This window comes from Methylorubrum podarium, assembly GCF_040270385.1.
GTDB classification, from domain to species: domain Bacteria; phylum Pseudomonadota; class Alphaproteobacteria; order Rhizobiales; family Beijerinckiaceae; genus Methylobacterium; species Methylobacterium podarium.
The window spans coordinates 43640-59567 of the sequence record NZ_JBELQE010000030.1 but is presented as its reverse complement, the minus strand read 5'-3'; the positions used below and the strand labels follow the sequence as shown (position 1 = coordinate 59567).

General features: G+C 70.7%; 19 protein-coding genes. 4 read left to right on the top strand and 15 right to left on the bottom strand.

Annotated features, from left to right (window positions below):
• Nucleotides 1–3 precede the first annotated feature (3 nt).
• Both nusB and ribH read right to left on the bottom strand, forming a co-directional pair.
• On the bottom strand, nucleotides 4–525 hold the full coding sequence (gene nusB / locus ABS772_RS04330) for a transcription antitermination factor NusB (RefSeq protein WP_350392427.1): 522 nt from the start codon (nucleotides 523–525) through the stop codon (nucleotides 4–6).
• Nucleotides 522–1031, bottom strand: coding sequence for a 6,7-dimethyl-8-ribityllumazine synthase (gene ribH / locus ABS772_RS04325; protein ID WP_238255179.1), 510 nt, complete (start codon nucleotides 1029–1031; stop codon nucleotides 522–524). The genes nusB and ribH overlap by 4 nt, the downstream gene beginning before the upstream one ends.
• A 321-nt stretch (nucleotides 1032–1352) precedes the next feature.
• Here ribH and ABS772_RS04320 point away from each other — a divergent pair, with 321 nt between their 5' ends.
• Together ABS772_RS04320 and ABS772_RS04315 are read left to right on the top strand one after the other, a co-directional pair.
• A complete protein-coding gene (locus ABS772_RS04320; protein WP_350392425.1) occupies nucleotides 1353–2894 on the top strand; it encodes a UbiA family prenyltransferase in 1542 nt (513 codons plus the stop codon).
• On the top strand, nucleotides 2894–3319 hold the full coding sequence (locus ABS772_RS04315; protein WP_238255181.1) for a GtrA family protein: 426 nt from the start codon (nucleotides 2894–2896) through the stop codon (nucleotides 3317–3319). Before ABS772_RS04320 ends, ABS772_RS04315 begins: the two co-directional genes overlap by 1 nt.
• On the opposite strand, the gene ABS772_RS04310 is transcribed toward ABS772_RS04315, so the two are convergent.
• Entirely contained in the window at nucleotides 3307–4533 is a 1227-nt protein-coding gene (locus tag ABS772_RS04310) for a hypothetical protein (RefSeq protein ID WP_350392423.1), read from the bottom strand. The two genes, ABS772_RS04315 and ABS772_RS04310, sit on opposite strands and share 13 nt — an antisense overlap.
• A gap of 296 nt (nucleotides 4534–4829) precedes the next feature.
• Between ABS772_RS04310 and ABS772_RS04305 the strand changes: the two genes are divergently transcribed.
• Entirely contained in the window at nucleotides 4830–5351 is a 522-nt protein-coding gene (locus ABS772_RS04305; RefSeq protein WP_350392422.1) for a hypothetical protein, read from the top strand.
• Nucleotides 5352–5454: 103 nt separating this feature from the next.
• Here ABS772_RS04305 and ABS772_RS04300 read toward each other — a convergent pair whose 3' ends face one another.
• From ABS772_RS04300 to ABS772_RS04245, 12 genes are all read right to left on the bottom strand, one after another.
• On the bottom strand, nucleotides 5455–6093 hold the full coding sequence (locus tag ABS772_RS04300) for a riboflavin synthase (protein ID WP_350392420.1): 639 nt from the start codon (nucleotides 6091–6093) through the stop codon (nucleotides 5455–5457).
• Between the two features lies 1 nt (nucleotide 6094).
• Nucleotides 6095–7171 carry a bifunctional diaminohydroxyphosphoribosylaminopyrimidine deaminase/5-amino-6-(5-phosphoribosylamino)uracil reductase RibD gene (gene ribD, locus ABS772_RS04295; protein WP_350392543.1) on the bottom strand — a complete coding sequence of 359 codons (1077 nt, stop codon included), beginning with the start codon at nucleotides 7169–7171 and terminating at the stop codon, nucleotides 6095–6097.
• 50 nt (nucleotides 7172–7221) lie between these two features.
• Nucleotides 7222–7776, bottom strand: a complete 555-nt coding sequence (gene nrdR / locus ABS772_RS04290; protein WP_350392419.1) for a transcriptional regulator NrdR — start codon at nucleotides 7774–7776, stop codon at nucleotides 7222–7224.
• A gap of 63 nt (nucleotides 7777–7839) precedes the next feature.
• Nucleotides 7840–8334 (bottom strand): RrF2 family transcriptional regulator, encoded by a 495-nt coding sequence (locus tag ABS772_RS04285; RefSeq protein ID WP_350392541.1) that lies wholly within the window; start codon nucleotides 8332–8334, stop codon nucleotides 7840–7842.
• 205 nt (nucleotides 8335–8539) lie between these two features.
• Nucleotides 8540–9844: a serine hydroxymethyltransferase gene (gene glyA, locus ABS772_RS04280; protein ID WP_238254258.1), complete on the bottom strand. Its 1305-nt coding sequence runs from the start codon at nucleotides 9842–9844 to the stop codon at nucleotides 8540–8542.
• A 364-nt stretch (nucleotides 9845–10208) separates the two neighbouring features.
• Entirely contained in the window at nucleotides 10209–10694 is a 486-nt protein-coding gene (locus ABS772_RS04275; protein ID WP_238254270.1) for a F0F1 ATP synthase subunit B family protein, read from the bottom strand.
• A gap of 96 nt (nucleotides 10695–10790) precedes the next feature.
• The gene (locus tag ABS772_RS04270; protein WP_350392417.1) at nucleotides 10791–11396 is read right to left on the bottom strand and encodes a F0F1 ATP synthase subunit B family protein; all 606 of its coding nucleotides are present in this window, start codon (nucleotides 11394–11396) and stop codon (nucleotides 10791–10793) included.
• A 112-nt stretch (nucleotides 11397–11508) separates the two neighbouring features.
• Nucleotides 11509–11736 (bottom strand): F0F1 ATP synthase subunit C, encoded by a 228-nt coding sequence (locus tag ABS772_RS04265; protein ID WP_012455237.1) that lies wholly within the window; start codon nucleotides 11734–11736, stop codon nucleotides 11509–11511.
• A 60-nt stretch (nucleotides 11737–11796) separates the two neighbouring features.
• A complete protein-coding gene (locus ABS772_RS04260) occupies nucleotides 11797–12552 on the bottom strand; it encodes a F0F1 ATP synthase subunit A (RefSeq protein WP_350392415.1) in 756 nt (251 codons plus the stop codon).
• A gap of 136 nt (nucleotides 12553–12688) precedes the next feature.
• On the bottom strand, nucleotides 12689–13042 hold the full coding sequence (locus ABS772_RS04255; protein WP_350392414.1) for an AtpZ/AtpI family protein: 354 nt from the start codon (nucleotides 13040–13042) through the stop codon (nucleotides 12689–12691).
• Between the two features lie 163 nt (nucleotides 13043–13205).
• Nucleotides 13206–13859: a DsbA family protein gene (locus ABS772_RS04250; protein ID WP_238254254.1), complete on the bottom strand. Its 654-nt coding sequence runs from the start codon at nucleotides 13857–13859 to the stop codon at nucleotides 13206–13208.
• Between the two features lie 183 nt (nucleotides 13860–14042).
• Nucleotides 14043–14519: a DUF721 domain-containing protein gene (locus tag ABS772_RS04245; protein WP_350392412.1), complete on the bottom strand. Its 477-nt coding sequence runs from the start codon at nucleotides 14517–14519 to the stop codon at nucleotides 14043–14045.
• A gap of 179 nt (nucleotides 14520–14698) precedes the next feature.
• Here ABS772_RS04245 and mutY point away from each other — a divergent pair, with 179 nt between their 5' ends.
• Nucleotides 14699–15913 (top strand): A/G-specific adenine glycosylase, encoded by a 1215-nt coding sequence (mutY, locus tag ABS772_RS04240; protein ID WP_350392410.1) that lies wholly within the window; start codon nucleotides 14699–14701, stop codon nucleotides 15911–15913.
• Nucleotides 15914–15928: the final 15 nt, after the last annotated feature.

The window sequence follows — 15928 nt, the reverse complement described above, 5'->3', positions numbered from 1 at the left end:
CGCTCAGCCCTTCTTCGCCGTCGCCGGGCCGGGCGCGGCCGGGATGCCGAACTCGGTGGAGCGCACCTCGCGGCCGACCCGGTCGAGCACGGCGTTGACCATGCCCGGCTCGTCGCCGCCGTAGAAGCTGTGGGCGACATCGACGTATTGCGAGATCGCGGCCCGGGCCGGCACGTCGCGGCGGAACATCAGCTCGTAGGCGCCCGCCCGCAGGATCGCGCGCAGCACGACTTCGAGCCGGCGCAGCGGCCAGCCCTTGGCGAGGGCCCCGTCGAGCTTCGGATCGATGGCGCGCTGCTCCTCGACGGCGCCGCGCAGCACGTCGCGGAAGAAGGCGGTCTCGGCCGGGGGATGGGCGACGCCGTCGATCTCCTGGCCGATCCAGTGGGCCTCGAACTCGGCGAGCGCGTCGATCACGCCCTTGTCCGAGATCTCCATCTCGTAGAGCGCCTGCACCACGGCGAGGCGGGCGCCGGTGCGGGCGTTCGGTTTCGGCTGGGCCGGCGTCGCGGCGGGGTCGGTCATCGCGGGGGTTCCAGATTGGCGGCGCGCTTGATGGCGAGGAGGCTCAGAGCTGCCTCCGCCGCGCCGCCGCCCTTGTTCATCTCGGAGACCCGGGCGCGGGCGAGTGCCTGCTCCATGGTCTCCACGGTGAGGATGCCGTTGCCGAGCGGAAGGTGCTCGGACACGGAGAGGTCCATCAGGGCGCGGGCGCTCTCGCCCGCGACGATGTCGTAATGCCCCGTCTCGCCGCGGATGACGCAGCCGAGCGCCACCGCCGCGTCGTAGGGCCCGCCGGCCTTGCGGCCGGCCTCCATCAGGATGGCGATGGCGGCGGGGATTTCGAGGGCGCCCGGCACGGTGAAGACCCGCGCCTCGGCGCCGACCGCCTCGATCGCCGCGCGGGCGCCCGCCAGCAGCGCGTCGGCGACCTCGTCGTAGTAGCGCGCCTCCACCACCAGCACGCGGGTGCCGGCGAGGCTCTCGAGGATGCTTCTGGGCGCGTCCGCGTCCCGAGTTTGGGAGACCATGCGTGTGACGTTCCGGGCTGCGTTCGCGGAAGTTCGGGGCGGGCCGGAGGGTTAGCCCAAGTGCCGCGCGCTCCACAAGCGGCAGAGGGCACGCGCCCGGCGCGGCGCGGGCGCACGACGCGCAAGCCTCGGCGCGAAAGATCCTCCCTTTTTGGTTGAAGTGGAGAGGATTGATCAATCACATCGCGCCGAAGTGCCGCTCCCGCAGCGTGCAGCCGCACCTATTAACCCGACCGAAGTCGGTGCCGGCGATAGACTGTCGAACGCAAGTTTGCGGGCCCCCGAAACTCGGCCCCGCACTGGAAACGGGGGTTATCCAGCATGGCGACGGCGCGGGCGCGAAGGGCCGGGACGGCTCCGATCCTGACCGAGGAGGCGGGTTCGGCGTCACGGCCGGTCCCGCTGGTGATCGACCTCGACGGCACGCTGCTGCGGACGGATCTGCTGCTGGAAGGCATCATCGCCCTGCTACGGCGCAATCCGCTGATGCTGCTGGCGATGCTGCTGTGGCTTCCGCGGGGCCGGGCCTTCTTCAAGCGCCGCATCGCGGAAGGTGCCGGCCTCGACGTCGCGACCCTGCCCGCCAACGAGGCGCTGCTCGCCCATATCGAGGCGCGCAAGGCGGCGGGCCAGGAGATCGTGCTCGCTACCGCCGCCGACGAGCTGATGGCCCTGCGCGCCCTGAGACGCTTCCCCGTCTTCGACCGGGTGGTGGCGAGCGACGGGGTGAGGAACCTCAAGGGCGCGGCGAAGGCGGCGCAGCTAAGGGCGCTCTACCCGCAGGGCTTCGACTACGCGGGCGATGCCGCCGCCGACCTGCCCGTCTGGGCCGCTTCGCGCGGGGTGATCGTGGTAGGGGCTTCCCCCCGCGTGCTCCGCGCGGCGCGGCGGCTCGGCAAGCCAGTCGAGGAGTTCCCTTCCGCCTCGCGGTCCCGCGCACTGCTCAGGGCCCTGCGCCCGCACCAGTGGGCCAAGAACGCCCTGGTCTTCCTGCCGCTCGTCCTCGGCGGCCGGGCAGGGGAGGCGCTGGCCTGGGGCAGCGCGCTCCTGGCCTTCCTCGCCCTCGGGCTCGTCGCCTCGGCGAGCTACCTGCTGAACGACCTGCTCGACCTGTCCCACGACCGGGCGCACTGGTCGAAGCGCGAGCGTCCCCTGGCGAGCGGCCGGCTTCCCATCGCCACCGCCCTGGCGGCGCTCGGCCTCGGTCTCGCGGGCGGACTCGCGGTCGCGGCCTATGCCGGGGCGGCGGTCCTCGCCGGCGTGCTCGCCTATCTCGCCCTGACGCTCGCCTACTCCGCGTGGCTCAAGCGGGTGCCGATGCTCGATGCGCTGACGCTCGGGAGCCTGTTCACCCTGCGCATCGCGGTCGGGGTGGCGGCGGTGGCGGTGGCGTGGTCGCCCTGGCTCCTGACCTTCTCGATGTTCCTCTTCACCTCGCTGTCCTTCGCCAAGCGGTACACCGAGCTGCGCGGCGCCGCGCGGCGCGGGCAGGCCGGCACCATCGCCGGGCGCGGCTACGAGCCGGCGGACGAGGCGGTGGTGCTTGCCTTCGGCATCGCCTCGGGGCTCGCCAGCGTCGTCATCTTCATCCTCTACCTCGCCAACGAGGCGTTCCAGCACGCGGCGCTCACCGCGCCCCTGGCCCTGTGGAGCTTCCCGCTGATCCTCGTCCTGTTCATGGGCCGGGTCTGGCTGCTGGCGGGACGGGACGCGCTCCACGACGACCCGGTCGCCTTCGCGATCAAGGACCGTCCGAGCCTCGCTCTGGCGGGGATCGCCGGCCTCGCCTTCGCGGCGGCCGCCTTCGGCCTGCCGCCCGGACTCCTGCCGGCCAGCCTCTTGCCGCAGGGGCTCGGGCTGTGATGAGCAACGAAGTCGTCCGCTTCCTCATCGCCGGCGGCACGGCGACGGCGATCAACTGGCTCACGCGGATCCCGCTCTCGCTCGTCCTCTCCTTCGAGTCGGCCCTGCTGACCGCCTACGGGCTGAGCATGCTCGCCTCGTTCTGGCTCTACCGGGCCTTCGTGTTCCGGGGGGCGTCGCGGGGATCGCTGCGCGGGCAGGTCGGCCTGTTCCTCGCGGTCAACGCCGTCGGCGCGGGCGTGGTGCTCGCGGTGAGCACGGTGGTGCTCGACGGCCTGACCGGCCTGCTGCCGGCCCTGAGGCCGTCCGTCGCCGAGGCGCTGGCCCACGGCCTCGGCATCGCGGTGGGCGCCGTAGCCAACTATCTCGGCCACCGGCTCGTTACCTTCGGCTCGGGTCCGGGGCCCGCGCCTCAGAGCTTGTAGACGGAGAGCAGCGTCACCACGGCGAGGTTCGCCACCGCGCCCCAGGTGACGAGAAGCGGCAGCGCAGCGAAGGCCGGCGGACGCTCGCCGCGCACCATCAGCACCATCAGGATCGGCAGCCAGTCGAGGACGTAGCGCTGCGTCGCGATCTGCTCGGCCCCGTTCGAGTGGTAAAACAGGGTGATCCCGGCGATGACCGCGATGGTCGCCGCCCCGGCCCAGAACACCCGGTCGAGCCGCGCGTAGTAGGCCAGCAGCAGCCACGGGCTCGCGACGAGGATCGCCGTGCCGGCCTTGTCGAACCCGACGAGGTCCATGAGCCGCGGCCCGCTGAATGTGAAATGGGTCCCCTGCAGGAACAGGTAGAGGGTGTTGAACAGCAGGTAGTCGCGCGAGAACAGACCGGTCTCGGTGATGCGGTGCCAGATGAAGCTGTCCTGGCCGGGATTGTGGATGTAGGCGTAGCCGGTCTCGAACGGGCTGCCGAACCGCGCGGCGTTGTAGGCGCAGTAGACGGCGATGGCCGCCGCGACCGGAAGGGCCGCGAGGAACGCCGAACGCGCGACGGCCGCCGGGTTCGCGAGCAGCGGGCGGTCGCGGGGCAGGGCCAGAACCAGCAGGAACAGCGGGTAGAAGATCGCCATCTGCCGGCACAGGAAGGCGAGGCCGACGAACAGGCCGCCGAGCGGCAGCGATCCCCGGACGATCACCGCCCAGAGGCTCAGGCTCATCATCAGGAAGGCGACGGTCTGGGAGAAGAACCAGACGCCGTCGGAGCGCAGGGTGACCTGATAGAGCGGGCTCGCGAAGGCGAGCGCCGCCAGCAGCCACAGGGCCTGCCGACGCTCGACCGCGAGCGCGCGGAAGATCCGGCTCCAGGCGAAGAGGCTCAAGCCCGAGAGGCACAGGCCCAGCAGCACGAAGCCCTTGAAGCCGGGAAAGCCGAACAGGGCCACGAACGGCGTCAGCAGCAGCGCCGGCAGCGGCGGGAAGATGATGTAGGTGCGCCCCTCGAACAGCGCGCAATCGATCTCGGGGCAGTGCTCGACCCAGAGCCGCCCGTGCAGGAGCGCGTCGGCCAGCGCCCCGTGCGAGTTGAAGCCGGCATCGCGCAGTGCGCCGCGCCCGAGCAGGAAGGCGAGAAGGAGGGCACCGCTCAGCGCGGTGAGCCCCGCCAGCACCCTGTCGCGGCGCCGCTCGACCAGTCCCGTCATGCTGTCCGCCGACCTTTTACAAGACGAACCCGAATCGCGGCGCCGGACTCGGAGGGAACGGCGAAGTGTCTCCCTTGTGAACCTTGGCCGTACTCGGAGGCAAGACCGGTCCTCGGCTCCGTCGATGGCGACGGTGCCGCAGGCGGACCCGCAAAAATCAGTGGGCGGTGAAGCGCCCCGCGCGTCGGCCGAAGAATCCCAGGGTCGCGGTCACATTGCCGATTGTCGGGGATGCGCAAAAACAGCAAAGCTTCCGCCGCACCACTGCACAAGAATGCGGCCGACGGGGGCTCACCATGATCACGGGACGCGCGACATTCCTGGTGGGGGCGGCCCTCGCCCTGCTGCTGCTGGGCGGCCCGTCCGCCTCGGCCAAGCGCGTCACGGTCGTGCCGGGCGACCGGCCGATCGCCATCGACGTGCCGGACGCGTGGAAGGTCTCCGAGATCAAGCGCGGCATCCAGGTCCGGACGGCCGACGACGAGGTCTATCTCTGGCTCGAGAACTATCGGCCGGCCCAGTTCCAGACGCTGCTCGACGAGCACAACGCCTATTTCAAGGATCAGGGCGTGAAGGTCGTCGGCGCCGAGACGGCCAAGCAGGTCGAGTTCCCGACCTACATGCTGAAGGTCACCGAGTATCCGGCGACCTACGAGGGCAAGCCGACGGTGCTGCGCTACATCTCGGTCGTGCCGAAGGCCGAGGGCGAGCGCTCCCTGCTGGTGAGCTACTGGGCCTCGCCCGCGGGCGACAAGAAATACGACGGCGACACCCAGAAGATCCTCAACAGCCTCGCCGCCGCCTACGACGGCAAGTGAGGCCGACCGATCCGGGTCTCAAACGGTTTCCGGTCGATCACCTCGGACATCGCCCAATCCCGTCATCGCGAGGCGGAGTCGAAGCGATCAAACGGATGACCGATCACCCCTGCAACAAGCCGCGTGTCTCGGCGAGCCGCGCGGCGTAGCGGGCCAGGAGATCGACCTCGAGATTGATCCGGTCCCCCGCGCGGCGCTCCTCCCAGGTCGTGACCGACAGGCTGTGCGGGATCAGCAGGACCGAGAAGTCGCTTCCCGAGACCGCGTTGACGGTGAGCGAGGTGCCGTCGAGGCAGATCGAGCCCTTCTCGGCGATGAAACCGGCGAGCGCCGCCGGTGCCCGCAGGGTGAAGCGCTCGCTGGCGCCCCAGGGGTTGTCCTCACCGGTCACGGTCTCGCGGGCGAGGATCTCGGCGATGCCGTCGACATGGCCGGTCACGAGATGGCCGCCGAGCTCGTCGCCGAGCCTGAGCGAGCGTTCGAGGTTGACCCGCGTGCCCTCGCGCCAGGAGCCGACCGTGGTGCGGTCCAGGGTTTCGGCGGCGGCGTCCACGGCGAAGCGGCAGCCCGCCCCGTGCGGCTCCACCGCGACGGCCGTGAGGCAGGGGCCGGAACAGGCGATGGAGGCGCCGAGCGCGATGCCGGCGGGGTCGTAGGCGCTCTCGATGACGATCCGGCGCAGGCGCTCCGCGCCCTCCACCGAGACGATGCGGCCGACATCGCTGACGAGCCCGGTGAACATGTCAGATCCTCTCGTAGGTGACCGCCGTTTCGGGGCCGAAGTCGCGGGTCTCGGTCAGGCGCAGCGCGCCGTCGGCGAGGCGGCGGGCGAGGTTCGGCCCGAGCGCCGGCAGGCCGCCGGCCTCGCCCAGCGTGACGGGGCCGGTGATGAGCGTGCAGGCATCGATGAGATCGTGCGCCGCCAGCGCATCGGCAAGCGCCGGCCCGCCCTCGCTGCAGATCCGCGTCAGGCCGCGCTCGGCCAGGAGCGCCAGCGCGGCGTTGAGGTCGATGCGGCCCTGCGCATCGGTCGGGACGAAAGCGAGCTCGACGCCGAAGGAGGCGAGCATCCGCCGGGCATGGGCGGGGGCGCCGCGTCCGGTCAGAACCAGGGTCGGCAGGTCGCGGGCGCCGCGCACGAGGTGGCTGGCGGGGTTGAGGCGCAGCGTCGAGTCGAGGACGATCCGCAGCGGCGAGCGCTCGGCGAGTCCCGGCAGCCGCACGGTCAGCGAGGGGTCGTCCGCCCGCGCCGTCCCGATGCCGACCATGATCGCGTCGGCATGCGCCCGCCACAGATGCACCGCCCCGTCGGCGATCGGGCCGGTGATCTTCAGACGCTCGCCGGTCGAGGGGGCCGCGAAGCCGTCGCGGGTCCGGGCGAGCTTGAGGTGCAGGCTCGGGCGCCCGCGGGTCACGCGGGAGAAGTGGCCGCGATGGTCGCGGGCGGCCTCCTCGCGCAGCAGGCCGGTCTCGACGGCGATCCCGGCGGCGCGCAAACCCGCATGGCCGCGCCCGGCGACCCGCGGATCGGGATCCTCGATGGCGGTGACGACGCGGGCGATCCCGGCGGCGATCGTCGCGTCGGTGCAGGGCGGCGTGCGGCCGTGATGCGAGCAGGGCTCGAGGGTGACGTAGAGCGTGGCGCCGCGGGCGGCCGCGCCGGCCATGGCGAGCGCCAGCGGCTCCGCATGCGGGCGTCCGCCGGGGGCCGTCACCGCCTGCCCGACGATGCGGCCCTCGGCGACGACCACGGCACCGACGCTCGGATTCGGCCAGGTGCGGCCGAGATTGCGCCGCCCCAGCGCCAGGGCGAGGCGCATGGCGCGCAGATCGAGCGCGGTCTGCTGCGACGCCTCCACGGCCCGCCCCGTCACGCCTGCTTCCGGGCGGGCCGGCGACGGCGCGGAGCGACTTCGTCATCGGCCGGGACGGGCGCGGCCGGCTCCGCCTCGGGGAGCGACGCCTCGCCCTCCAGCCGGCCGCCGAGGGTGCCGAGCAGATCCTGGAAGTCCTGCGCCTCGCGGAAATTCTTGTAGACCGACGCGAAGCGGACATAGGCGACGTCGTCAAGCCCCTTCAGGCCCTCCATCACCGCCTCGCCGATCGCCTCGCTGGTGACCTCGCCCTCGCCGCCGCTCTCCAGCCGCCGGGTGATGCCGCTGACGAGGCGTTCCACCCGCTCGGGATCGACCGTCCGCTTGCGGAGCGCCACGTCGATGGAGCGCTGGAGCTTGTCGCGATCGAACGGCACGCGCTTGCCCGAGCGCTTGAGCACGACGAGTTCGCGCAGTTGCACCCGCTCGAAGGTCGTGAAGCGTCCGCCGCAATCCGGGCAGACGCGGCGGCGGCGGATCGCCGAGGAATCTTCGCTCGGACGCGAATCCTTCACCTGGGTGTCGGGACCTCCGCAGAACGGACACCGCATCGTGCGCTCACCACCTCGTTCCGGGCACTCTCGAAAGCCGCCCCTCTCTGCCCCACTCGCCGCTCAATTGCCAGGAGCGGGACCGGGGGGAACGGCGGGCGCTGCGGACTCGCCGCCGGGCTCGGTGCGGAAGAGGGCGCGGAGCGCCACCGCCGTCGGTCCGGCCGCCACGTCGGCGAGGGTGAGACGATCGAGTTCGAGGAAGAACGCCTGTTCCGCTGCGTCGAAGGCCCATTTGAGACGGCAGCGCGTGATCAGCGGGCACGGATCGCGTCGGCAATCGACCACCGTGCCGACTCCCTCCAATTCCGCGACGAGCCGTCCGAGCCGGATCTCGTGCGGCTCCCGCGCGAGACGCACGCCGCCGGAGCGGCCCTGCCGCGCCTCGACGACGCCGGCCCGGACCAGCGCCTGGGCAATCTTCTGGAGGTGGTGCACCGAGATGCCGAAGCGCTGGGCGACGGCCGGAGTCGCGACCCAGGCTCCCGGCTCGACCAACGTCAGGTGCATCAGCAGACGAAGACCGTAATCCGTATGAAGCGAGAGATGCAGGAGCACCCTCCCGAGCCGCACCGCGCAACCTTCAGGCGAAGGCTGTTTCTGTACACATCATTTCAAGGTTGGACTGACGTGTACACACCTGGGAGCGACAAAACTTGCATGGATTAACTTCGCGCTCCTCCCGAAACGAAGGCGACCGCGGATCGGGGGATCCGCGGTCGCCTGGGGCCCGCAGCGCGGGCCGGATGAGTCGCGCTCGATCTTAGTTGTAGATCGGGAAGCGATCGGTCAGGGCGTGAACCTTCTCCTTCACCGCCGCCTCGACCGCCGCATCGCCGCCCTCGCCCTTCTCGGCGAGGCCGTCGAGCACCTCGACGATCATCGAGCCGACCTGCTTGAACTCGGCGACGCCGAAGCCGCGGGTCGTGCTGGCCGGGGTGCCGAGACGGATGCCCGAGGTGATCGTCGGCTTCTGCGGGTCGAACGGCACGCCGTTCTTGTTGCAGGTGATGTCGGCCCGCGACAGCGCCGCCTCGGCGGCCTTGCCGGTCAGCCCCTTCTTCTGCAGGTCGACCAGCATCAGGTGGTTGTCGGTGCCGCCCGAGGTGATGTCGTAGCCGCCCGAGATGATGGTGTCGGCGAGCGCCCGGGCGTTGTCGATGACCTGCTTGGCGTAGATCTTGAACTCGGGCTTCAGCGCCTCGCCGAAGGCCACCGCCTTGGCGGCGATGACGTGCATCAGCGGACCGCCCTGGAGGCCGGGGAAGATCGCCGAGTTGAACTTCTTGGCGAGCGCCTCGTCGTTCGTCAGGATCATGCCGCCGCGCGGACCGCGCAGGGTCTTGTGGGTCGTCGTGGTGGCCACGTGGGCGTGCGGGAACGGCGACGGGTGCAGGCCCGCGGCGACGAGGCCGGCGAAGTGCGCCATGTCGACGAAGAAGAAGGCGCCGACCGAATCGGCGATCTCACGGAACTTGGCGAAGTCCCAGTGACGCGGGTAGCCCGAGCCGCCGGCGATGATCACCTTCGGCTTGTGCTCCTGCGCGAGACGCTCGACCTGCTCCATGTCGATGCGCTGGTCCTCGCGGCGCACGGTGTAGGAGACCGGCTTGAACCACTTGCCCGAGACGTTCGGGGGCGCGCCGTGGGTGAGGTGGCCGCCCGCGGCGAGGTCGAGGCCGAGGAAGGTATCGCCGGGCTGCATCAGGGCCATGAACACGCCCTGGTTCGCCTGGGAGCCGGAATTCGGCTGCACGTTGGCGAAGCCGCAGCCGAACAGCCGCTTGGCGCGGTCGATGGCGAGCTCCTCGGCGATGTCCACGAACTGGCAGCCGCCGTAGTAGCGCCGGCCCGGATAGCCCTCGGCGTACTTGTTCGTCAGCACCGAGCCCTGCGCTTCGAGCACGGCGCGCGAGACGATGTTCTCGGAGGCGATCAGCTCGATCTCGTGCTGCTGCCGGCCGAGCTCCTGCGCGATGGCGCGGGCGATCTCGGGATCCGTCTCGGCAAGATGAGACGAGAAGAAGGTGTCGAGGGTGTTGGTGTCGGACGCAGTTCCGGCGCTCATGAGCGTAGCCTCTTTACGTTGTTTACGGGCAAACCCACCCGTTTCCCGTCGGCGTTCACGGGGGTGTTTTTCAGGCACTATTCGTACACGTCGCGGCACGACAGGCCAAGCACAGGTGATTTTTCGCCTGTCTTCAAAATTTTTGAAGGGAGTAGATCCCCGCTGTGGCACTGCAACGCAGCCGAACGGTCCCGCACACGAAAACACCCGGCAAAGCCGGGTGTCTCGGGGCCGACCAGTCGGGTGCTTCGCCGGCCCTGCCACCCGTCCGGTGACCGTAGCCGTAGCCCTCGTCGCGGCTTGTCGATTTGCGTCGCGTCCTTGCCGAAAGGCGGCAGGCGCCCCGCGGCGATGGGATCAGACGTCAGGCCTGGAGACGGCTCTTCACATCGCCGAGGCTGGCGCGGACGAGATCCTGTGCCGCCGCGCCCTGCAGACGCTCGCGCAGCAGGGTCTCCGACACCTTGACGGCGGCGTCGGCGGCGGCGGCGCGAACCTGAGCGGAGGCCTGGGCCTCGGCCTGGGCGATCTTCGCCTCGGCCGCCTTGGTCCGGCGCGCGACGAAATCGTTGAGGCGGGCATGGCCCTCGGCGGCGATGCGCTCGGCATCCTCGCGGGCGCCGGCGACGATCGCCTCGGCCTCGCGCTCGGCCTCGGCGCGGCGGCGCTTGTAGTCGTCGAGCACGGCTGCGGCCTCTTCGCGCAGGCGACGGGCCTCGTCGAGCTCGTGGCGCACGCGCTTGGCGCGGCTGTCGAGCCCCTTGGTCATCATCGAGAAGCCGCCGACCCGCCAGACGATGACCAGGAACGCCACGAAGGCGACGGCGACCCAGAATTCCGCGGTCAACAACATGTCGGTCTCAAACCCTTGGTCGGCCTTCCGCCCGGCGGACCGGAGCGGGGTCGGTTCGGATGGGGAGGGGCCGGTACGGGGCCGGCCCTCGGGTCAGTGGACGGCGGGCGTCGCGTCGAGGGCGCGGTTCAGGCTTGCCTGATCGGGCGCCTGGCCGGTCAGCCGCTCGACGATGGCCGAGGCGGTCTCGCCGGCGATCGTGCGGACGTTGCCCATGGCTTCCGTCGTGCGGGCGCGGAGGGTCGCCTCGGAGGCGGCGAGCCGCTGGTTCAGCTCGGCCTCGAGCGTCTTGCGCTTGGCGTCGGCCTCGGCGGAGAGGCTGTTGCGGGTGTCCTGGGCGATGGCCTGCGCCTTCGCCTGGGCCTCGCGCAGGGACTTCTCGTAGGCGGCGCCGGCGGCGTCGGCCTCGGTCTTCATGCGCTGGGCCTCGTTCAGATCGGACGAGAGCCGGCCGGCGCGTTCGCCGAGGATCGCCTCGATGCGCGGCAGCGCGATCTTGGACATGAGGTAGTAGAGCAGGCCGAAGGCCAGCGCGAGCCAGATCAGCTGCGCGAGGAAGGTGTGGCTCTCGAAGGGCGGGAAGGCACCGCCGTGGCCGCCGGAGGGCTGCTCCGTATGGGTATGGGGGCTCCCGGGCGGAACGATCTGCGTGTCCGCGGTCGGAGAGGGGGTCGTGAGGGGATTCTTCTGCTCGGCCATGGCCCTGTCCGGTGACGTCGGAAGGCCGGCTCCGCGGGCGGAGCGGCCGGATCAACGAGCGAGGGCGTGCGAGGCGGGCTTCGCGCCGGCTCGCACGCCCTCGAAAGGCACGTCAGACGGCGAAGAGGAGCAGCAGCGCGACGAGCAGCGAGAAGATGCCGAGCGCCTCGGTGAGCGCGAAGCCCAGGAGGAGGTTGGTGCGCTGGCTATCGGCGGCCGACGGGTTGCGCAGCGCGCCCGAGTAGAACTGGCCGAACAGGTTGCCGAGGCCGATGCTGGCGCCCGCCATGCCGAGGCAGGCGAGGCCGGCGCCGATGTACTTCGCAGCGACGGGATCCATGAAACACTCCTGAAGTTCGAACGGGGTTCGGTGTGGGCGGAAGGGTCCGGCCGGAAAGGATCAGTGGCCGGGGTGGAGGGCGTCGGCGAGGTACACCGCCGTCAGCGTCGCGAACACGTAGGCTTGGAGGGCCGCGACGAGGAACTCGAGGGCCGTCAGCGCGATGGTCAGCGCGAGCGGCAGGGGCGAGAGCACGCCCCAGGCGCCGGCGACCAGCAGCTGGACCACGAAGAAGGCGAAGATCTTCAGGGCGATGTGGCCGGCCAGGATGTTAGCGAAGAGACGGACCGAGAGGCTGATCGGCCGCGACAGGAACGACACGATCTCGATCGGCACCATGATGAGAAGCAGCGGCTTCGGCACGCCCGACGGCACGAACACGCCGAGGAAGTGGGTGCCGTGCTTGGCGACGCCGTAGATCACCACGGTCAGGATCACGACCAGCGCGAGGCCGAAGGTGACGATGAGGTGGCTCGTCACCGCGAAGGCGTAGGGGATCATCCCGAGCAGGTTCAGGATGAGCACGAACATGAAGAGGGAGAAGACGAGCGGCAGGAAGCGCTTGCCGTCCGCGCCGGTCGCCTGGTGCACCGTGTCGGCGATGAACTCGTAGAGCGTCTCGGCCAGCGCCTGGAGGCGGCCCGGGACGACCGAGCGTCCGGAGGTCGCCACGATGGTCAGCAACGAGATGATGCCCACCGCGGCGAACATGTAGAGAGCCGATTGCGTGAACGCGAGCTGCTGGTTGCCGATGTGACCCAGCGAGACGAGCGGCTGCAGCTCGAACTGGTGGATCGGGTCGATACTGACCGCCATGTGCCCGCTTCCGCCCCTTTTGTGTGTCGCGCGCGGGAACCCGGCGGCTCCCGTCTGTCGCGCGTCGCCCTTACACGATGCCGGGCGAGTCTCAAGACCCCTGAGGCGGCTTGGAGACCCTTACCGACGATCTTTCTCAGTTTTTCTTCCCGCTGAAGCCGCTGACCCGCATGACGTTGTAGATCCCCGTCACGAAGCCCAGCATCAGCAGCACGATCATGCCCCACGGCTTGGTGCCGAAGAGATGATCGACGATGTATCCGAGGATTCCTCCGGCGATCACGCCCGCGATGAACTCGGTCGAGAGCCGCATGGCCTGACCGATCGGGGCTCCCCCGCCGGATGTGCCGGTGCGCGCAAGCTTGTCGGGAGCGGCTTTGGGCCGCTTGCCCTCGAGCTGCGTCTCGAGACGCTTGAGCCTCGCGGAGAGATCGCCGTCAGCGGGAGCCTTTTCCGGCCCGCCCCCATTGCCTGCCGGGTCGCCGCTCACAGGCGACCCCACACGTCGTCGGGAGCGGAGGGAAACGACCTGCCCCCTCGGCGCGGCGCACCATAGTTTCGCCAACCTTGAGTGTCAAGGCGACCGGCGCACCAATCAAGTTGTTGATAAAACAACATAATTCTTCGTTTTTCCACGGCTGTCCGGAGCCGGATCAGGCCCCCAGCATCGGCTTGATGATCTTCTCCATCTCCTCGATCGAGAGGGCACCGGCGTGCTTCTCGCCGTTGATGAAGAAGGTCGGGGTCGATTCGACCTTGAGGGTTTCGAGGCCGCGGGTCTTCACCGCGTTGATGGCGCCGTAGGTCTTCTGGTCCTTGAGGCAGGCCTCGAACTTCTCCTTCGAGAAACCGGCCTGGCGCAGAAGCTGCTCCATGGCGTCGACGGGCGATTGCGGCTTGCGCACGAAGGCCCAGCTCTGCTGCTGGTCGAACAGCAGGTCGGTGATCGGATAGTACTTCGCGTCGCCGTCGCAGCGCGCCAGCATGAAGGCGGCGGTGGCGAGCGGGTCGAGGGGGAATTCGCGCAGGGTGAAGCGCACCTTGCCGGTGTCGATGTAGCGCTCCTTCAGCACCGGCCAGGTCGTGGCGTGGAAGTGGGCGCAGTGCGAGCAGGTCATCGAGGCGTACTCGATGATCGTCACCTTGGCGTCCGGCGGTCCGAGCCAGACGTCGCCGAGTGGGCCGGGCTGCATCAGGGCGGCCGTGTCGGCCGATTGCGCCAGCGCCTCGAGGGTCAGGCGGGGCAGCAGGGCGGCGGTGCCGAGGGCAAGGCCGGTCAGTTTCAGGGCGTCGCGCCGGGTGATCATGGCAGGGGCGGGCTCCGTTCGCGGGCCGCGCTCGGCCCGATACCGCGCTATAGGACGGAACGGCTCCGTCCGGCCGAGGGACGCGTCGCCGCACGGCCTGTCCGCAGCCGCTTATCACGCTGCGCCGCCGCCCGCACGTCCCTCCGTTCGTGCTTCGCGAAGTGCGTCGCGAAGCGCGCCGCGCTAGCGCCGCGCCACCACGGCGATGCCGAGCCGGTCGAGGGCATCGCGCAGGCGATCCTCCTCGATGCGGGCCACCGCCAGCGCCACCTCGCCGCGCCGGGCGGGATCCAGGATCTTCTGCGGCGCGCGGCGCGCGGCCCGGTGCAGGCGATCCTGGCGCAGGACGATCTTGCCGACACAGGCCCAGCCGTAATGGGCGTTGACGCGCTGGATCACGATCGGCGCGAGGTGCTGGAGTTCGAGGGCGAAGGCGCCCTCCACCCGCACCACCAGGGTGCCGGGCTCCGGCCGCCCCTCCGCGTCGCGGCGGGCGCGGCGCGGCCATTCGAGCTTGACCGGCTGGCAGGCCCCGGCGAGGCGCGCCCCGACGATGTCGGGCCACACGGCGAGGATGTCGGAGGAGGCGAAGCCCTGCGCGGCGAAGGCCGGGCCGATGCAGCCCTCGATCAGTTCGCTGAGCGGTTTGACGCGCGCCATCGGCACTCCGGAACACGAGGGCGGCACGGTGAGCGCGTCCCTCTCGGCAAACTACCCGAATTGCGGCCTGCGGGGGAGTCGGGACCGGGCGTGATCGCGCGACGACACGGCCGCGCGACTTTTTCGCGAAGAGCCCGCAGACGCTTTTTCCGCCCTCGCGCTCCCGCTATGGACGGGCCATGCCCGCCGCCTCGGCCGCCGATCTCCTTGCCTGGTACGACCGCCACCGCCGAGCGCTGCCTTGGCGGGCGCTGCCGGGCGAGACCCCCGACCCCTATCGGGTCTGGCTCTCGGAGGTGATGCTGCAGCAGACCACCGTCGCGGCGGTGAAGCCCTATTTCGAAAAATTCCTGACGCTGTTTCCCAGCGTCGCGGCACTCGCCGCCGCGCCGGAGGAGGCGGTGATGTCGGCCTGGGCCGGGCTCGGCTACTATTCCCGCGCGCGCAACCTGCATGCCTGCGCCCGGGCGGTCGCCGCCGCGGGCGATTTCCCCGACACCGAGGAGGGCCTGCGCAAGCTGCCGGGCATCGGCGCCTACACGGCCGGTGCCATCGCCGCCATCGCCTTCGACCGGCCGGCCGCGGCGGTCGACGGCAATGTCGAGCGGGTGATGAGCCGCCTCCACGCCATCGAGACGCCGCTGCCCGCGGCCCGCGCGCAGATCCGCCTGTTCACGCAAGCGCTCGTGCCGGAGCGGCGACCGGGCGATTTCGCGCAGGCGCTGATGGATCTCGGCGCGACCCTGTGCACCCCGAAGCGCCCCGCCTGCGCCCTCTGCCCGTGGATGCGGCCCTGCCGCGCCCGCGCCGAGGGTCTGCAGGAGACCTTTCCGAGGAAGGTGAAGAAGGAGAAGGGCATCCTGCGGAAGGGCGCGGCCTTCGTCGCCCTGCGGGCCGGCGACGAGGCGGTCCTGCTCCGCACGCGGCCGGCGGAGGGCCTGCTCGGCGCCATGGCCGAACCGCCGACGAGCGCGTGGCTGCCCGATTACGATCCGGCCAAGGGCCTGCTCGACGCACCGCTCGATGCCCGCTGGAAGCGCCTGCCGGGCGTGGTGAAGCACGGCTTCACCCACTTCCCGCTGGAACTCACGGTGTTCCTCGCCCGCGTCGCCGCGGAGACCAAGCCGCCCGAGGGAATGCGCTTCACGCCCCGCGCCGCGCTCGACACCGAGCCCCTGCCCGGCGCCATGAAGAAGGTGCTCGCCCACGCGCTCAGCGGTCCGGTGCCGCTCGCGGCCCCCGCGCCGAGGCCGCCCCCCGAGCCCGATCTCGCCACGCCGCCCGAGCCCGAGCCGCCACCGCGGCGCGGGCCGATCCCGAAGCCCGCCTCGTCGCGGCCCTCGGATCTGGCGCGGATCGTCAAGAAGGCGCCGAAGCCGGTCCGGACACGGTGAGATGCAGGGCTCTGC

Excerpts from the sequence above, each read along its gene's own strand:
- ABS772_RS04270 (WP_350392417.1), bottom strand. The coding sequence starts at position 11,396 with ATGGCCGAGCAGAAGAATCCCCTCACGACCCCCTCTCCGACCGCGGAC.
- ABS772_RS04300 (WP_350392420.1), bottom strand. The coding sequence starts at position 6,093 with ATGTTCACCGGGCTCGTCAGCGATGTCGGCCGCATCGTCTCGGTGGAG.
- ABS772_RS04250 (WP_238254254.1), bottom strand. The coding sequence starts at position 13,859 with ATGATCACCCGGCGCGACGCCCTGAAACTGACCGGCCTTGCCCTCGGC.
- nrdR (WP_350392419.1), bottom strand. The coding sequence starts at position 7,776 with ATGCGGTGTCCGTTCTGCGGAGGTCCCGACACCCAGGTGAAGGATTCG.
- ribD (WP_350392543.1), bottom strand. The coding sequence starts at position 7,171 with ATGCGCCTCGCCCTGGCGCTGGGGCGGCGCAATCTCGGCCGCACCTGG.
- ABS772_RS04260 (WP_350392415.1), bottom strand. The coding sequence starts at position 12,552 with ATGGCGGTCAGTATCGACCCGATCCACCAGTTCGAGCTGCAGCCGCTC.
- mutY (WP_350392410.1), top strand. The coding sequence starts at position 14,699 with ATGCCCGCCGCCTCGGCCGCCGATCTCCTTGCCTGGTACGACCGCCAC.
- ABS772_RS04245 (WP_350392412.1), bottom strand. The coding sequence starts at position 14,519 with ATGGCGCGCGTCAAACCGCTCAGCGAACTGATCGAGGGCTGCATCGGC.
- ABS772_RS04265 (WP_012455237.1), bottom strand. The coding sequence starts at position 11,736 with ATGGATCCCGTCGCTGCGAAGTACATCGGCGCCGGCCTCGCCTGCCTC.
- ABS772_RS04305 (WP_350392422.1), top strand. The coding sequence starts at position 4,830 with ATGATCACGGGACGCGCGACATTCCTGGTGGGGGCGGCCCTCGCCCTG.
- ABS772_RS04315 (WP_238255181.1), top strand. The coding sequence starts at position 2,894 with ATGAGCAACGAAGTCGTCCGCTTCCTCATCGCCGGCGGCACGGCGACG.
- ABS772_RS04310 (WP_350392423.1), bottom strand. The coding sequence starts at position 4,533 with ATGACGGGACTGGTCGAGCGGCGCCGCGACAGGGTGCTGGCGGGGCTC.
- ribH (WP_238255179.1), bottom strand. The coding sequence starts at position 1,031 with ATGGTCTCCCAAACTCGGGACGCGGACGCGCCCAGAAGCATCCTCGAG.
- glyA (WP_238254258.1), bottom strand. The coding sequence starts at position 9,844 with ATGAGCGCCGGAACTGCGTCCGACACCAACACCCTCGACACCTTCTTC.
- nusB (WP_350392427.1), bottom strand. The coding sequence starts at position 525 with ATGACCGACCCCGCCGCGACGCCGGCCCAGCCGAAACCGAACGCCCGC.
- ABS772_RS04320 (WP_350392425.1), top strand. The coding sequence starts at position 1,353 with ATGGCGACGGCGCGGGCGCGAAGGGCCGGGACGGCTCCGATCCTGACC.